Source organism: Arthrobacter sp. GAS37 (genome assembly GCF_044908325.1).
GTDB lineage: Bacteria > Actinomycetota > Actinomycetes > Actinomycetales > Micrococcaceae > Arthrobacter > Arthrobacter ramosus.
Map to the genome: position 1 here is coordinate 1 of NZ_JBIYDB010000009.1, position 14,651 is coordinate 14,651.

At 63.7% G+C, this 14,651-nt stretch carries 15 protein-coding genes and 1 pseudogene; 8 read left to right on the top strand and 8 right to left on the bottom strand.

Annotation, left to right across the window (positions count from 1 at the left end; all coding sequences use genetic code 11):
- Together ABH924_RS09755 and ABH924_RS09760 are read right to left on the bottom strand one after the other, a co-directional pair.
- Nucleotides 1–272 (bottom strand): hypothetical protein (locus ABH924_RS09755; RefSeq protein WP_404498385.1); only part of this gene is annotated, 272 nt, incomplete at its 3' end.
- 169 nt (nucleotides 273–441) lie between these two features.
- Nucleotides 442–1,320 (bottom strand): SGNH/GDSL hydrolase family protein, encoded by an 879-nt coding sequence (locus ABH924_RS09760; RefSeq protein ID WP_404498387.1) that lies wholly within the window; start codon nucleotides 1,318–1,320, stop codon nucleotides 442–444.
- A gap of 82 nt (nucleotides 1,321–1,402) precedes the next feature.
- Between ABH924_RS09760 and ABH924_RS09765 the strand changes: the two genes are divergently transcribed.
- Nucleotides 1,403–2,329, top strand: a complete 927-nt coding sequence (locus tag ABH924_RS09765) for an alpha/beta hydrolase (RefSeq protein ID WP_404498389.1) — start codon at nucleotides 1,403–1,405, stop codon at nucleotides 2,327–2,329.
- 40 nt (nucleotides 2,330–2,369) lie between these two features.
- Here the strand turns inward: ABH924_RS09765 and ABH924_RS09770 are convergent, their stop codons facing one another.
- Nucleotides 2,370–3,473 (bottom strand): hypothetical protein, encoded by a 1,104-nt coding sequence (locus tag ABH924_RS09770; protein WP_404498391.1) that lies wholly within the window; start codon nucleotides 3,471–3,473, stop codon nucleotides 2,370–2,372.
- 180 nt (nucleotides 3,474–3,653) lie between these two features.
- Here ABH924_RS09770 and ABH924_RS09775 point away from each other — a divergent pair, with 180 nt between their 5' ends.
- Nucleotides 3,654–4,844: an acyl-CoA dehydrogenase family protein gene (locus tag ABH924_RS09775; protein ID WP_404498393.1), complete on the top strand. Its 1,191-nt coding sequence runs from the start codon at nucleotides 3,654–3,656 to the stop codon at nucleotides 4,842–4,844.
- Between the two features lie 72 nt (nucleotides 4,845–4,916).
- On the opposite strand, the pseudogene ABH924_RS09780 reads toward ABH924_RS09775, so the two are convergent.
- Nucleotides 4,917–5,372, bottom strand: a pseudogene (locus ABH924_RS09780) (M23 family metallopeptidase); the annotation flags it as partial.
- Nucleotides 5,373–5,807: 435 nt separating this feature from the next.
- Between ABH924_RS09780 and rpsB the strand changes: the two are divergent.
- The 6 genes from rpsB (at nucleotide 5,808) to ABH924_RS09810 (ending at nucleotide 10,725) form a co-directional block, all read left to right on the top strand.
- Nucleotides 5,808–6,695 carry a 30S ribosomal protein S2 gene (gene rpsB, locus ABH924_RS09785; protein ID WP_234753055.1) on the top strand — a complete coding sequence of 296 codons (888 nt, stop codon included), beginning with the start codon at nucleotides 5,808–5,810 and terminating at the stop codon, nucleotides 6,693–6,695.
- A 120-nt stretch (nucleotides 6,696–6,815) separates the two neighbouring features.
- Nucleotides 6,816–7,652, top strand: a complete 837-nt coding sequence (tsf, locus tag ABH924_RS09790; RefSeq protein ID WP_404498395.1) for a translation elongation factor Ts — start codon at nucleotides 6,816–6,818, stop codon at nucleotides 7,650–7,652.
- Nucleotides 7,653–7,798: 146 nt separating this feature from the next.
- A complete protein-coding gene (gene pyrH / locus ABH924_RS09795; protein WP_234753057.1) occupies nucleotides 7,799–8,536 on the top strand; it encodes a UMP kinase in 738 nt (245 codons plus the stop codon).
- 102 nt (nucleotides 8,537–8,638) lie between these two features.
- Nucleotides 8,639–9,196, top strand: a complete 558-nt coding sequence (frr, locus tag ABH924_RS09800; RefSeq protein WP_234753058.1) for a ribosome recycling factor — start codon at nucleotides 8,639–8,641, stop codon at nucleotides 9,194–9,196.
- Nucleotides 9,196–10,119 carry a phosphatidate cytidylyltransferase gene (locus ABH924_RS09805; protein WP_234753059.1) on the top strand — a complete coding sequence of 308 codons (924 nt, stop codon included), beginning with the start codon at nucleotides 9,196–9,198 and terminating at the stop codon, nucleotides 10,117–10,119. The genes frr and ABH924_RS09805 overlap by 1 nt, the downstream gene beginning before the upstream one ends.
- A gap of 21 nt (nucleotides 10,120–10,140) precedes the next feature.
- A complete protein-coding gene (locus ABH924_RS09810) occupies nucleotides 10,141–10,725 on the top strand; it encodes a DivIVA domain-containing protein (RefSeq protein WP_404498398.1) in 585 nt (194 codons plus the stop codon).
- 64 nt (nucleotides 10,726–10,789) lie between these two features.
- Here ABH924_RS09810 and ABH924_RS09815 read toward each other — a convergent pair whose 3' ends face one another.
- Genes ABH924_RS09815 through ABH924_RS09830 form a run of 4 tightly spaced genes read right to left on the bottom strand, consistent with a single transcriptional unit; the run spans nucleotide 10,790 to nucleotide 14,519 of the window.
- Nucleotides 10,790–12,262, bottom strand: a complete 1,473-nt coding sequence (locus tag ABH924_RS09815; RefSeq protein ID WP_404498400.1) for a cation acetate symporter — start codon at nucleotides 12,260–12,262, stop codon at nucleotides 10,790–10,792.
- Nucleotides 12,259–12,621 carry a hypothetical protein gene (locus ABH924_RS09820; protein ID WP_234753064.1) on the bottom strand — a complete coding sequence of 121 codons (363 nt, stop codon included), beginning with the start codon at nucleotides 12,619–12,621 and terminating at the stop codon, nucleotides 12,259–12,261. The genes ABH924_RS09815 and ABH924_RS09820 overlap by 4 nt, the downstream gene beginning before the upstream one ends.
- Complete coding sequence (locus tag ABH924_RS09825; protein WP_404498402.1) at nucleotides 12,618–13,337, bottom strand: LytR/AlgR family response regulator transcription factor; 720 nt, start codon at nucleotides 13,335–13,337, stop codon at nucleotides 12,618–12,620. Before ABH924_RS09825 ends, ABH924_RS09820 begins: the two co-directional genes overlap by 4 nt.
- Nucleotides 13,338–13,352: 15 nt before the next feature.
- Entirely contained in the window at nucleotides 13,353–14,519 is a 1,167-nt protein-coding gene (locus ABH924_RS09830) for a histidine kinase (protein WP_404498404.1), read from the bottom strand.
- Nucleotides 14,520–14,651: the final 132 nt, after the last annotated feature.

The following is a 14,651-nucleotide window of genomic DNA, read 5'->3' on the forward strand; positions in this document are numbered from 1 at the left end:
GTCAGCGACACCACCGTGTTCGCCGCTGCATGCGCCGGTGCGGCCAACCCCACCCCGGCCAGCAGGCCGGCAACAATCAGCGCCGTGCTGCCAAAAGCGGTCCAGCGTTTGCGAAAGTGTTTGCCGAATCGAATTCCAGTGACGTTGGGCCGTGTGCGGCCCTCGCGTGGTGGTACCAAAGTCCCTTGTTGCTCATCCGTGGTCCTCATGGTCAACTCCTCCCCAGCCTGGGTAATGCACCAGAAGCCGAGTGATCCTTCGTTGATTTCCAAGAAGGTGCCGCTCGAAAAGGGAGTCCGATCTGGGTTCCGGCGGGTGGCACCCGGTTGTGATTAGTTCACACACGCGTACTTTAGAGGCTACGACTAACAGGTAGCCGCAAAAACGAGTGGTCAACACTCGTTCCTTCTGACGCTCCGTTAGGTAGACGTCCCGATGTAGCTAGTTAGTTGCCGCTGGATCGTTTCCAAGGAACGTTCCGGGCGGCATCCAGGCGCCGAACACGGGGCCCGGATCCGGCCGCTTTGCGTGCCGCCCGTCGTCGGAGATTCGTTGCTTGAGACGTTGCAGGACCCATGGGAACAAGTGCTCGCGCGCCCAGAAAATGTCATCGGTCCTTGCTTCGCGCCAGCTGCGCCCGGGTAGGTCTTTCGGTGTCATCGCTTCCAAGGTGTGGGTGACGTTGAGAGTATCTAGCACCATGATGGCGATGGTGTGCTGGCCCAGGGGAGAGAAGTGCAGCCGGTCCGGATCCCACATTCGAGGGTGGGTGAGTTGGCGCAGGGCCCAGAGGTCGGCGATTACTGCATCGTGGCGCGCAGCGATGGTGCGCAGATTCTCGTTGAAGATGGCCACCCTGGCGCGGGTGTGTCCCAGCACGGGAGTAGCGCCCCAGTCCGGTCCGGCAAACAGCACAACTGTTGCGCCGGCAGCGGCCAGGAGTTGCACGCCGGCGTCCATCCGGACGGCGAGTTTGTCGGGATCGCTCCTGCGGAAGATCAGGTCATTACCCCCGGCATTGAGAGTGATCAGATCCGGTTGCAGGGCCAGTGCGGGGCCCACCTGCTCATCCAGGATCTGATGGAGCAACCGTCCACGGACCGCCAGATTTGCGTAAGCAAAGTCTTCGTGTCCGGCGCTCAGTTCTTCCGCGACCCGGTCCGCCCAACCCCGCAGGCCACCCGGGCTGCGGGGCTCCGGATCTCCTACCCCTTCGGTAAACGAATCACCCAGGGCCACATAACGGCCCCACGGGTGCAGGCGGGCGCCGGAAACAACGGGGCCACCCTGCGCCGGACTATCGGCGCTGGGAGCGTTCATCCATCCATACTGCTCCTAGCAGGCCGAACGCGCCACGGCGGCCTCTTCCTCGCTCGCCCGATGCGCATCCTAGAGTTATCCTGTGAGCTTCGAATTGCCCTCGCTGATCGATCCTGAACTGTGGTCACTCGTCGATGAATCCCGCGCTCTCTACGCCGAGCGCCCGGCTGGCCGTGGTCCGGGCAGTCGGGAAGAGCTGCTCGCATTCCGAGCGAGAGCGGTGGCACCTGCGGAGTGCGATCCACGGCCAATCGCAGAACTGGCAAGCGCACTTGGCCGAAGCGTTCCGGTGCGGATCCACGTGCCGGTTAGCATGCCGGTGGCGGGCGTCTTCCTGGAAATCCACGGCGGCGGCTTCTACATGGGCTCGGCCGCCGGAAGCGATGTTCGCAACAGGCGGCTTGCGGATGCGCTGGGTGTTGCAGTGGTCAGCGTGGATTATCGACTCGCTCCGGAGCACCCGTGGCCTTCCGCGCCCGACGACTGCGAGGCAGCAGCGCTGTGGCTGGTGGAGCATGCCGAACGCCGTTTTGGCACAGCCAAACTCGCTATCGGTGGCTTCTCTGCCGGTGCGACGCTGGCGGTGTCTACGCTTGTGCGGTTGCGCGACCGCGGGGTCACGGCATTCAGCGGCGGCGTGCTGCAGTTCGGCACCTATGACCTCGCCGCGAAGACGCAGGCCGGACGCCTGATCGCCGACGAGTATTTTCTCGACGCCTATGCGGGGACCACCCCGGATCGCGCCCACCCCGACCTCTCACCGCTCTTCGCCGACCTCGCTGGCCTACCGCCGATCCTGATCGTGATCGGCGGCGACGACATCCTCCTGGAAGACAATCTCGCCATGGCCACACGGCTGTCGGCCGCCGGTGTCGAGGTCGATCTGCGAATCTATCCCGCCTCCCCTCACGGGTTCACCGGGCACGCGACGCCGATGGCACGAGCCGCTCTCGAACACATCGACGCATGGCTTCGGGTTCAGCTAGCCCTACACAAAAGAAGCCCCTGACGCGCGGAAGCGCAGTCAGGGGCTCTTTCGAAGGTGACGTTTACTCGGAGCGCTGGCCGTCGTTCGAGTAGTCCCCGGCGCTGCCGCTGAACATCAGGCCCTTGGGCTGGATGGAGGTAAGTTCCTTGATCGGGGCGAGAGCTCCCGTGCCCAGGTCGAGGTTTGCCAGGTAGGCGGGGCCGGCGTCGGGTACCACGGTGGAGACGGCTTCGCCGGCCTTGAACGGGCCAGTGATGGAGAAGACCTTGTTGTCCTTCGGGTCCGTGACCAGGAGGGTCTGGTTGGAGTCGGCCGCGAACACGGTGTCATCCAAGGGCTGGGCAACCGAAAGCACCTGGAGAGCTTGCTTGCCGGTGCCCGGGTTGGAAGCGAAGATCAACTGCCGGTCCGCCTGCGCGTCAAGCATGAAGGAGTTCTTGAACCGCGGAGCGGCCGCCGGAACCTGGGTGTTGGAGTCCGGGTCGGTGAGGCCAAGCGTGGTTGCCTTTCCAGCCTGGGGACCATTGGCTGCGGTAGCCGTAGCACTGTCGCCGAAGAGAGGCGTCAGTTTGGCGGTGGTGCCTTCCAATGCGACGGAATAGGCGGCGGGACCCGAAGTATCAACCGGCGCTGAGGCGCTGACGAGGATCTTGCGGTTCACGACAGATACCGCGTCGGTTCCACCACCGTGGGTGAGGCCCGAATATGTGTACGTGGTCAGCGGCTTCGCCTGGTCAGGGCTGAGGGTTGAGAAGCTCGAGTTGCCGTCCTCGTTGGCGGTGAGGAGGAGACGGTGGTGTTCCGGATCGGCCGTAAGCCCATCGACCTTGCCTGTGACTTGCCAGGACTTGCCCGGCTTTCCGTCGAGGCTGAACTGCTGAACGGTGCTGGCGGTGGCGCCGTTTGCAGAGGCCTCGCCCAAGGGCCCAACGCCATTCTGGAACGAGACGTACACGGAGTCGCCCATCCGCGTGATGTCGTCAGGTGCTGACTCGGTGCCGACCGGGGAGAAGGTCTTCACGGAGAATCCGGCGGCGGGGGCGTGTGCTTCGCCCTCGTCAGCGGCAGATGCCGGCAGGGCAACGGAGGCAAGAGTGGAGGCAGCGACTGCGGCGCCCACCAATACCATCGAGGTCCGCTTGAGCTTGTTGGGTGTAACAGGCATTGAAAATCGTCCTTAGATTGGGGAAACGATGTCCCTGACAAGCTATGGGGGCGGGCTGGGAGTGAACCGTGCAAAGGGCAAACACCGGGGGACCCGGAGGTTAACGGCAACTGTTTCCGCTTGTGCGGAGGACTGTCATTCCTGTAAGTTACTCACCAGTAACTTACCCGAAGGAGTGCCATGTCCAAGGCAGCAATCGACCTCGAGAATCTCCCGTACGCCGACGGCGACTTCTATGGCTTTGAGCAATTGCTCACGGGCAAGGAACAGGACCGGATTGCTGAAATCCGGGCTTTCCTTTCCCGTGAGGTCAAGCCGATTGCCGTCGATTGCTGGAACCGTGGCGAGTTCCCCATGGACCTGATCCCCAAACTGGCCGAGATTGACCTGGTCAGCCCGGTAAGGCGGCAAGGCTATTCCAACCTTTTCGCTGGCCTCGTCCACGCAGAGGCAACCCGCGCCGATGCCTCGATTGCCACATTCATGGGCGTTCACGATGGCCTGTTCACTGGCTCCATCGAGGCGCTGGCATCTCAAGAGCAACAGGACGCCTGGCTGCCGGACATTTACTCCCTCAGGAAAATCGGCGCCTTCGGACTGACCGAGCCATTAGGCGGTTCGGACGTCGCCGGCGGCACCCGTACCACTGCGCGGCGCGACGGCGGCAACTGGATCCTCAACGGGGCCAAGCGCTGGATCGGCAACGCCACCTTCTCGGACTGGGTTGTGGTCTTCGCCCGCGACCTCGGCGACAATCAGGTCAAGGGTTTCCTGGTGGACACGAGCCTCCCCGGATTCAAGGCCAGCAAGATCGAGAACAAGATCTCGCTGCGGACCGTCCAGAATGCCGATATCACCCTCGAGAACGTGGTGGTCCCGGACTTCTTCAAACTGGCCAATGCCAACAGCTTCAGGGACACCAACAAGGTCCTCAAAGTCACCCGGCTTTCGGTCGCGTGGCAGGCTGTGGGCCAGCAGCTTGCGGCGTTCGACGTCGCCCGCCGCTACGCGGTTGAAAGGATGCAGTTCGGGAGGCCCCTGGCATCTTTCCAATTGGTCCAGCAACAACTCGTGCAGATCCTGGGCAACACCGTCAGCTCCATGGGCATGATGGTCCGACTCGCGCAGCTTGAGGATGCCGGTGCGGCCAAGGACGAGCAATCCGCGCTGGCGAAAGCCTTCACCACGGCCCGCATGCGCGAAAGCGTTGCCCTGGGCCGGGGCATCCTGGGCGGCAACGGCATTGTCACGGACTACGAGATGGCCAAGATCTTCGCCGACGCCGAGGCGATCTACTCCTACGAAGGCACCCACGAAATCAACACCCTTGTCACGGGGCGGGCCATCACGGGGATTTCCGCCATCGTCTAGCGCCAGCAAATCGTCCAGAGGCAGCAACACGGACGGCCGGAGATCCGTGACGAAGGCAAGCGGGTTGACGTAGTCCTCCCCATGCCGCACTCCCCAGTGAAGGCACGGTGATTCCGCGCAGTGGCCGATTCTGACCACTCCGATGGCTTGGCCCTTATTCACAGTGGCCCCCTCTGCGAGTTCGCTGTCCACGGGCTCAAAGCTGCTCCGTAGCCCGCCCCCGTGGTCGATGGTGATCACGGGACGGTCCACCACGACGCCCACGAAGCTCACGATGCCGTCTGCGGGGGCGGCGACCGTCACGCCGTCGTCGGCTGCTTGTAAATCCACGCCACGGTGCCCGCTCAACCACGGCTTGTCCGGAGGGTCGAAGCCGCGCACGACGGCGGGCTTGGGGGAGAGTGGCCACGCCCAGCCCGGGCGGGTGCCGGGCGGTGTGCTCGCGCCCGGCGGTGGCGATGCAACGGCAGGCGCCGCGCCCAAGGTAACCAGCAAAAGAACGTAGGCCGGAAGATGTGCGGTTCTCATGGAACAAGCCTTCGTTGGCGCCGCAGGGTCCGAAAGCCGCCAGTTCGGCTATGTGGAAAACAGTGCGGGAATCCTGCCGAAGGATGGAGGCTGAATCCGGGGCTTTTGCGGTCATAAGGCTGGAGGCGCTGTAGTACACTTGGTGGAGCAGTTTGCTGTGCCCTCAAGCTTGTTCAGAAGCGCTTCTCATTCAGTTGCGCGGGGGTCCCAGGCTGACTACGCGTATCCAACCCTCCAATCGCGAATCCTCGCGGATTCAGTGCTGCGGAGGATTGTGCCTCTTGCGGTCCGGCGAGTCATTGGCCGGATGAGAAGTGCAATGGATGCCAGGAGCCAAGGCCCGTTCGGGTCCGGCTAATTAACCGTCAACTATTGGCAGGGTAAGAGCGGCCCGTGTGGCTCTCTCATGAATGACCTGCCGGAAGGAGCGTCGGCATGCCCGTCGTAACTATGCGCCAGCTGCTTGACAGCGGCGTCCACTTTGGACACCAGACCCGTCGTTGGAACCCGAAGATGAAGCGATTCATCTTCACGGAGCGCAACGGCATCTACATCATTGACCTTCAGCAGTCGCTGTCCTACATCGACCGCGCTTTCGAGTTCGTCAAGGCTACTGTCGCCCACGGCGGCACCGTCCTGTTCGTCGGCACCAAGAAGCAGGCTCAGGAAGCAATTTCCGAGCAGGCTACCCGTGTTGGCCAGCCGTACGTCAACCAGCGTTGGTTGGGCGGTATGCTCACCAACTTCCAGACCGTTGCCAAGCGCATCCAGCGTATGAAGGAACTCGAAGAGATCAACTTCGAGGACGTCGCAGGCTCGGGTTACACCAAGAAGGAGCTCCTGCTCCTCAAGCGTGAACTCACCAAGCTGGAAACCAACCTCGGTGGTATCCGCAACCTGACCAAGGCTCCTTCCGTTCTGTGGGTTGTTGACACGAAGAAGGAACACCTGGCTGTTGACGAAGCCAAGAAGCTGAACATCCCGGTTGTTGCCATCCTGGACACCAACTGCGACCCCGACGAAGTTGACTTCCCGATCCCGGGCAACGACGACGCCATCCGCTCCGTAAACCTGCTGACCCGAGTGGTTGCCGACGCCGTTGCTGAGGGCCTCATCGCCCGTAACCAGCGCGCAACCGGTGCTGCAGAGGCCCCGGAAGAACCGCTGGCTGAGTGGGAGCGCGAGCTCCTCGAAGGCAGCAAGGCCGAAGCTGCTGAAGCTCCGGCCGCCGAGGCTGTCGAAGCTCCGGCGGCGGAAGCTGTCGAAGCCCCGGCCGCCGAGGCCACCGAAGCTGCTGCTGGCGAAGCCGAAGCAGACAAGTAAATCCGGACCTTTCCTGCACCAATTTCGGTGCGGGGAGCTACTGACAGGATGGCGGCCCACCAGGTGGGCTGCCGTCCTGTCAGTCCGTAAACACATAAATTTCTAGACAGAGGGGTTCACATGGCGAACTACACTGCTGCTGACATCAAGGCCCTGCGCGAGCGCACCGGCGCCGGCATGATGGACGTCAAGAAGGCTCTTGACGAGGCCAACGGCGACGCCGAGAAGGCCATCGAGATCATCCGCATCAAGGGCCTCAAGGGCGCTACCAAGCGTGAAGGCCGCTCCACCGCTGAAGGCCTGGTTGCAGCCAAGGTCACCGGCGGCGTTGGCGTAATGATCGAGGTCAACTGCGAGACCGACTTCGTCGCCAAGGCTGACAAGTTCATCCAGCTGGCCGACAAGGTCCTGGCCGTCGCCGTCGAGTCCGGCGCTGTCGACCTCGAGACCCTGCTGGCCATCGACGTCGACGGCAAGCCCCTTTCCGAGGTTGTCGTCGAAGAAGGCGCCGTTCTCGGCGAAAAGGTTGTTGTCCGCCGTATTGCCCGCATTGAAGGCGGCACGGTTGACGCTTACCTTCACAAGACCTCCAAGGACCTCCCGGCCCAGGTCGGCGTCCTGTTCGCCGTTGAGGGCGAGGGCGACGCCGCTGCTACCGCAGCCCACGACGTTGCCGTCCACGTTGCAGCAATGGCCCCGAACTACCTGAGCCGCGAAGACGTCCCGGCCGAACTGGTCGAGTCCGAGCGCCGCATCGCCGAAGAGACCGCCAAGGCCGAAGGCAAGCCGGAAGCCGCTCTCACCAAGATCGTTGAAGGCCGCGTGACGGGCTTCTACAAGGGCGAAGTTCTCTTGGACCAGGCATTCGCCAAGGACTCCAAGAAGACCGTTGCACAGGTCCTCGAAGAGGCCGGCGTCAAGGCAACTGCCGTTGCCCGTTTCCGCGTCGGAAACTAGTTAGACATACAAAAGGGGTGGTCACTTCGGTGGCCGCCCCTTTTGCATGCAACGGCAGGCCCGCACCGAGTGCATCCACAGCCGGCAGCTTTCTGCCCGGCCCCCAGCAAGATAATCTAGCCAGAGTCCACAAACGGGAAGGCACCATGGAAACCGAGAACACTGCACTCCATCCGGAGAAGACCCGTCGTCGTGTACTGCTGAAGCTGTCCGGCGAGGTCATCGGCGGCGGAAAGCTTGGAGTGGACCCGGAAACCGTCCGCGCCATCGCCAAGCAAATCGCCGCCGCCGTTTCCGAGGTCGAGGTGGCAATCGTCGTCGGCGGCGGTAACTTCTTCCGCGGCGCCGAACTTTCGCAGAGCGGCATGGACCGCTCCCGCGCCGACTACATGGGAATGCTCGGCACTGTCATGAACTGCCTGGCCCTGCAGGATTTCCTGGAGCAGGCGGGCGTCGAGACCCGCGTTCAGAGCGCCATCACCATGGGACAGGTAGCCGAGGCCTACATTCCGCGCCGTGCCATCCGCCACATGGAGAAGGGCCGCGTCGTCATCTTCGGTGCGGGCGCAGGCCTTCCGTACTTCTCCACAGACACCGTGGCCGCCCAGCGTGCACTCGAAGTGCATGCCGACGTCGTCCTCATGGCAAAGAGCGGTGTGGACGGTGTGTACACCGCGGATCCCAAGAAGGACCCCACGGCTGAGAAGCTCGAAAAGCTCAGCTACGACGAGGCCCTGCGCCGTGACATCCGCGTCATGGACCAGACCGCCATGACCATGTGCAAGGACAACAATTTGTCCATGGTTGTCTTCGGCATGGAAGGCGAAGGGAACGTCACCCGGGCCATCCTCGGCGAAAAGCTTGGCACCTTGGTCACCCCCTAGCAAGGGCTAGGATATTTCTAGGACTCTTCCGCCCGCAGGGGCGGAAATTTATTGTGCATTGCGGCCCGTGGACCGGGGCGCGACTATTTCTGAGGAGAAACCGTGATCGAAGAAACCTTGCTCGAAGCCGTGGAAAAGATGGACAAGGCGGTCGAGGTAGCCAAGGAGGATTTCGCGTCGATCCGTACCGGTCGGGCGAACCCCGGACTCTACAACAAGGTGATCGTGGAATACTACGGCACCCCCACACCGCTGCAGCAGCTGGCTTCCTTCGCTATTCCGGACGCCAGGACCATCCTGATCACGCCCTTTGACAAGACCTCAATGCGCGATATCGAAAGGGCCTTGAGCGACTCCGAGGTCGGCGCCAATCCGTCCAACGACGGCAACGTCATCCGCATCACCATCCCGGAGCTCACCCAGGAACGCCGCAAGGAATACGTCAAGATCGTCAAGGGCAAGGGTGAGGACGCAAAGGTTTCCATCCGAAGCATCCGGCGCAAGGCCAAGGACGCCCTGGACAAGCTCGTCAAGGACGGCGAAGCCGGCGAAGACGAGGGTGCCCGTGGCGAAAAGGAACTCGACGCTATCACCAAGGCACACGTCGACGGTATCGACGAGCTCCTCAAGCGCAAGGAAGCCGAGCTGCTCGAGGTCTGATGAGCGAGGCTGAGCCGGCGCCCGCGCAGGGAATTCCCATACGCGCCAGACGCCAACGAGGCAACCCAACGCCCAAGGCCGGCCGGAATCTTCCGGCCGCCATCGGCGTCGGGCTCGCCATGCTCTTTGCCGTTCTCGGCGGGCTGCTGTTCCTGCCCCTGGGGTTCGTTCTCCTGACCACCGCGTTTGCAGTCCTCGGCGTGTGGGAAATTTTCCGTGCGCTCGAAGCCCAGGGCACCAGGATGCCGATCATCCCCGTGCTGACCGGTACCGTGGCGATGCCGCTGGCGGCTTACTTCGGTGGCACCGAAAGCCTGCTCTTCGCGATGGTGCTGAGCAGCACGGCCGTCCTGCTCTGGCGTTCCCTTGAAAGCGCTGCCGGAGCTCCGCGCAGCGTCTTCTCCGGAATCTTCACGCTTGCCTGGGTGCCTTTCCTGATCAGCTTTGCCATCCTGCCTCTCCATACAGGCGGGGGAGCGACGACGGCGGGTCCCTGGCCCGCCGGGCAGGTTCCGGCGGGTGCCTGGCAGATTGCCGTGATGTTGCTGCTGGTAGTGTCCAACGATACTTTCGGGTACCTCGTCGGGGCGCTGTTCGGCAAGCATCCGATGGCTCCCAAGATCAGCCCCAAAAAGACCTGGGAAGGGTTCGCTGGCTCGGTGGCAGGTGCCATGGTCATCGGGATCCTCGCCAGCATCTTCGTCCTGGGCAGGCCGTGGTGGGTCGGCGTGGTGCTTGCCGTGGGCATGGTGGCCGCGGCTACCGCCGGTGACCTCGCGGAGTCCATGGTCAAACGGGAACTTGGCGTCAAAGACATGAGCAGCATCCTGCCCGGACACGGCGGGGTCATGGACCGCCTCGACTCGATCGTCTTCGCGGCACCGGCAGCATATATTCTTTTCGCGCTGTTGAGCGGCGCCTGACAACCACCCAGAAGGAAAGCAGTGGCAGTGGACATTCGTCGCCAGATCCCCGCAGCATTTGAGCGCGTGGCGCACAGCAAGTACGGCTACAACGCAAAGCAAGTGGACCAGTTTTTCCAGCGCGCCCGGTTGTCGTTTGAAAACAGAGCCGAGGCAGCGGAGAAAATCGGCAGCAGCGATGTGCGCGCGGTTTCGTTTGATCCTGTCAAAGGCGGCTACGACGCCACCGCTGTGGACGCCGCATTGGACCGCCTCGAAGATGCCTTCGCCCGGCGTGAACGCGACGAGCTGATAGCGGCCGAAGGCGAGGAAGCCTGGTTGCTGAAGATCGGCAAACTCTCCGGAGTGTTGCGCGGCCGTTTGCACCGGCCTGATGGCGAACGTTTCCGCCGGCCCGACAAGAAGCATGCGCGCAGCTACAACATCGCCGAGGTCGATGCTTTGTGCGTCTCCCTGATCGGTTACTTGGAGAACGACAAACCGCTGAGCGTCGACAACGTCCGCCGAGCCGCTTTCTCCGAGGCCCGCGGGCGCGACGGCTACGAAGAGGCGCAGGTTGATGCCTTCCTCGACCGGGTTGTCGAGCTCATGGCGGCGATCGACTAGCAAAACCCAGGCGGACGCCCGGCGCCCTCGGCGCCCGCGCGCCTTCAGCGCCCTGAGCTGAGCCTCAGCGGAGCTGGCGCTCCGTGGCCACCGGTCGTTCCGGGACATGAAGCCTGGTCATCAGCCGGGCCACGGTCCCGGGGACCCGGTGTTTCGTAGCCCTCGAGACGAGTACCATCACGGCAAACGCGGCCGGCACCGTCCACGCCGCGGGCTGGGCAATCCATCCGGGTGCGGCTGAACCGATGATCGTGCTTGATACCAGCGCACCCCCGCACAGGACGGCTCCGGTCAGCATGCCGGCAATGGCCCCTGCGTCGCTCAGGCCACGCCACCAAATGCCCAGCACCAGGACCGGACATATGGTGGACGCTGTGAAAGCGAACACCAGCCCTACACTGCCGGCCAAGGCCATCGAATCCGTGGTGAATGCAAAAGCCAGGGGGACTACGGCGGCCAGGAGGGTGGCCACCCGGAATCCGTGCACGCTCCCGCCAAGGAGGTCCTGGCTGATGACGCCGGCCAGCGAGACGACCAATCCCGACGTCGTCGAGAGGAATGCCGCAAACGCACCGGCAACCACCAATGCCGACAGAAGATCGCCGGGCACCCCGCCCAGCAGCTTTCCAGGCAGCAGCAGGACCAGGGCGTCGGGCCGTCCGTTGCGTGCAAGCTCAGGTGCGAAGACCCGACCGAGCAGGCCGGACGCCGTCGGGAACAAATAGAAGACCGATAACAGGCCCAGCACGATAAGGGTGGTCCGGCGTGCAGATTGGCCGTCCGGGTTGGTGTAGAAGCGGACAAGGACGTGGGGGAGTCCCAGTGTTCCGAAAAGCAGCGCCACCAGGAGCGAGACAGTCTGGTAGAGCCCGGCTGCGGGGAGGCCGGTGGGATTGCTGGATGCCTCCGCCAGGACGGGTGATCCGCCGCCCGTCTGGTTTAGCAGCAGGAACACCACAGGCACGGCCAAGGCCGTGAGCTTGAGCCAGTATTGGAAAGCCTGGACGAAGGTGATGGAACGCATGCCACCAGCCACTACCGTCACGCAGACCACGGCGACGACGGCGATGGAACCCACCCAGGAAGGCAATCCCGTGCTGATCCGGATGGTGAGCCCGGCGCCCTGAAGCTGCGGCACGATGTAGAGCCATCCGACAGCAACGACGACAAGGCTCGTGACGCGGCGGACGGCTTTCGACTCGAGCCTGGCCTCCGTGAAATCCGGAATCGTGTAGGCGCCCGATCGGCGCAAGGGGGCGGCCACGAACAGCAACAGCATCAGGTAACCTGCCGTGTAGCCCACCGGGAACCACAGAGCGTCCGTTCCGGTCAGCAGGATCAGCCCCGCGACGCCCAGGAAACTCGCCGCCGACAGGTATTCGCCGCCGATCGCCGAGGCATTCCACCATGGCCGGACAGTGCGGGATGCCACGTAAAAGTCGCCGGTGGTGCGCGAAATGCGCAGGCCGTAGAAGCCGATCGCCGCCGTCGCGAGCGCCACACCCAGAAAAGCGGCGAGCCCGACGGCGGGATTCACTTCTCCTCCACAAGATCGCGATAGCGGGCTTCGTTCCTTGCCGCGGAGCGGTTGTACAGCCAGGCGCTCAGGCCGATCACCGGATAAAGTGCCGCTCCAAGAATGATCCAATTGACCGGGATGCCCAGAATCCGCATTTGCGCGAGCTGGGGGACCAGCGCCACCATGGAGCCGTAGGCGGCCAAGACCAGCAGGAATCCGGAAGCCACAACCACAGCCAGGCGCAACTGCGAACGGATGAGTGACCGGACGAAGACCTGCCCGACGTCCGAGTCCTCGGCAGCTTCGCGCGAATGGTATGGACGCTTGGGGGCTATCCGGGCAGCTGACTGCGGGGCCGTGACCCTGACCCGGGTCATCCTTGTGGCCGGATCCGGGTGGCCTCGAGCTTGTCCCGCACGGCCGGAAGGTGCCTGCGGCTGATCGGCAGTTCGGCTCCGGCCACCGTGACACTTGGCCGTGCCGCAGCGAGTTTCATATGCCCCACGTGATTGAGGGACATCAGATAGGAACGGTGGATGCGGATGAATCCGGCTCCCGCCCACTGCTGTTCGAGGTCGCTCAGGGGTACCCGGATCAAGTAGCTCGCCTCTGCGGTGTGCAGCCGGGCGTAATCTCCCTGGGCCTGGACGTAGCTGACGTCGTCCCTCCGGATCATCCGGGTCGTCCCGCCTTGGTCAACCGTGATCATCTCGGGCATCTTGCTCCCGTCCTTGATGAGCTCGCTGATGCGGCCGATGGACCGCGCCAGGCGCTCGGCACGCACCGGTTTGAGCAGATAGTCGACGGCGGCCAGTTCGAACGCCTCGAGCGCACAGTCCTCGTCGGCGGTAACGAAGACGACGGCGGGAGGGCGGGGGCTGCGCGAGATGGCACGGGCGATGTCCAAGCCGGAAAGCGCGGGCATGTGGATGTCCAGGAAGACAGCGTCCACGGATTCCGTTTCGAGGGCGCTGAGGGCTTCGGCGCCCGAGACTGCGCGGTGGATGGTACCGATGCGCTCGTCCCGGCCCAGCAGGAAGGCGAGCTCTTCAACGGCGGGGAGCTCGTCGTCGGCGACGAGTACGTTGATCATGGTTATAGATTAGCCTCAGGCATCATGGCTCGGCTGGGACTTTGGCACGCGGATGGTGATCAAGGTTCCCTCGCCCGGCGCGGTCTCGATCACGAGGCCGTGTTCGTCCCCGTAGACCTGCCGAAGTCGGGCATCGACGTTTCGCAGTCCAACATGGTCGCCGTCGGCGTGCCCCGCCAGGACCGAGCGCAGGTGTTCCGGATCAATGCCCACGCCGTCGTCCTCGATGGTGACCTCGGCGAACGCCCCGGAGTCGTTGGCGCAGATGGTGATGTGCCCGGGTCCTTCCTTCGCTTCAAGCCCATGGCGAACGGCGTTTTCCACGAGCGGCTGCAGGCTCAGGAAAGGAATCACAGTGCTCAGGACTTCGGGCGCGATCCTGAGGCTCACTTGTACCCGGTCACCGAAGCGCGCCTTCTCCAACAGCAAGTAGCGGTCGATGCTCCGAAGTTCCTCCGCCAAGGTAGTGAAATCGCCGTGGCGGCGGAAGGAATACCGGGTGAAATCCGCGAACTCGACCACCAACTCCCTCGCCCTGGCGGGGTCAGTGTTGATGAACGAGGCAATGGCGTTGAGGGAGTTGTAGATGAAGTGGGGACTGATCTGTGCGCGCAGGGCCCGGACTTCGGCCTCCATGAGCAAGGTGCGGGAAGCGTCAAGTTCGGCCAATTCCACTTGCACGGCCACCCAGTCGGCCAGCTCGTTTGTCGCGCGGACCAACCCGGCACCGGTTTGCGGGGCGAAGGCCGCGACGGCTCCCACCACGCGGTTTCCGGCCCTGATCGGCGCGACGACGGCGTTCAGTACGTGTGAAGCCGGGACAACCACGGTCCGTCCGTCGGAGAGAACTCCCGAGGCGAGCTCCATAAGGACGACTTTGAGTTCTTCCGCTGCGCCGTCCCACGCCAGGACGGACTCGGTGTCCGTGATCGCCAGGGCGTCGCAGCCAAGCAGGGAACGCAATTGCCTGCTCGCCTTGGCCGCTCCCGCCGCGTGGAGCCCGGTCCGCAGGTGCTGTCCCGCGCGCGACGCCGCGTGCAGGGTCTGGTAAGTGGCCCTCTCGGCGTCGGTTCCCAGCTCGCGGAAGGAACGGATCACCTTGAGGCCCACCCCGACGACCACCGCCACGGCGAGGACGATGACCGCAATGGCGGCGGCGGTGACGAGCGGGGAATCCGGCATGGAGCAAGACTAGCGAACCCGCCGTTCGGCGCAGCAACGTGTCCGCTGGGCGACGCCTATGCCGGTGAATCTGGAAGTGGCGCAGCTGCCCGGCGGATAGTGATTCCAGTCACGTCGGCCGGGAGTGTGTGG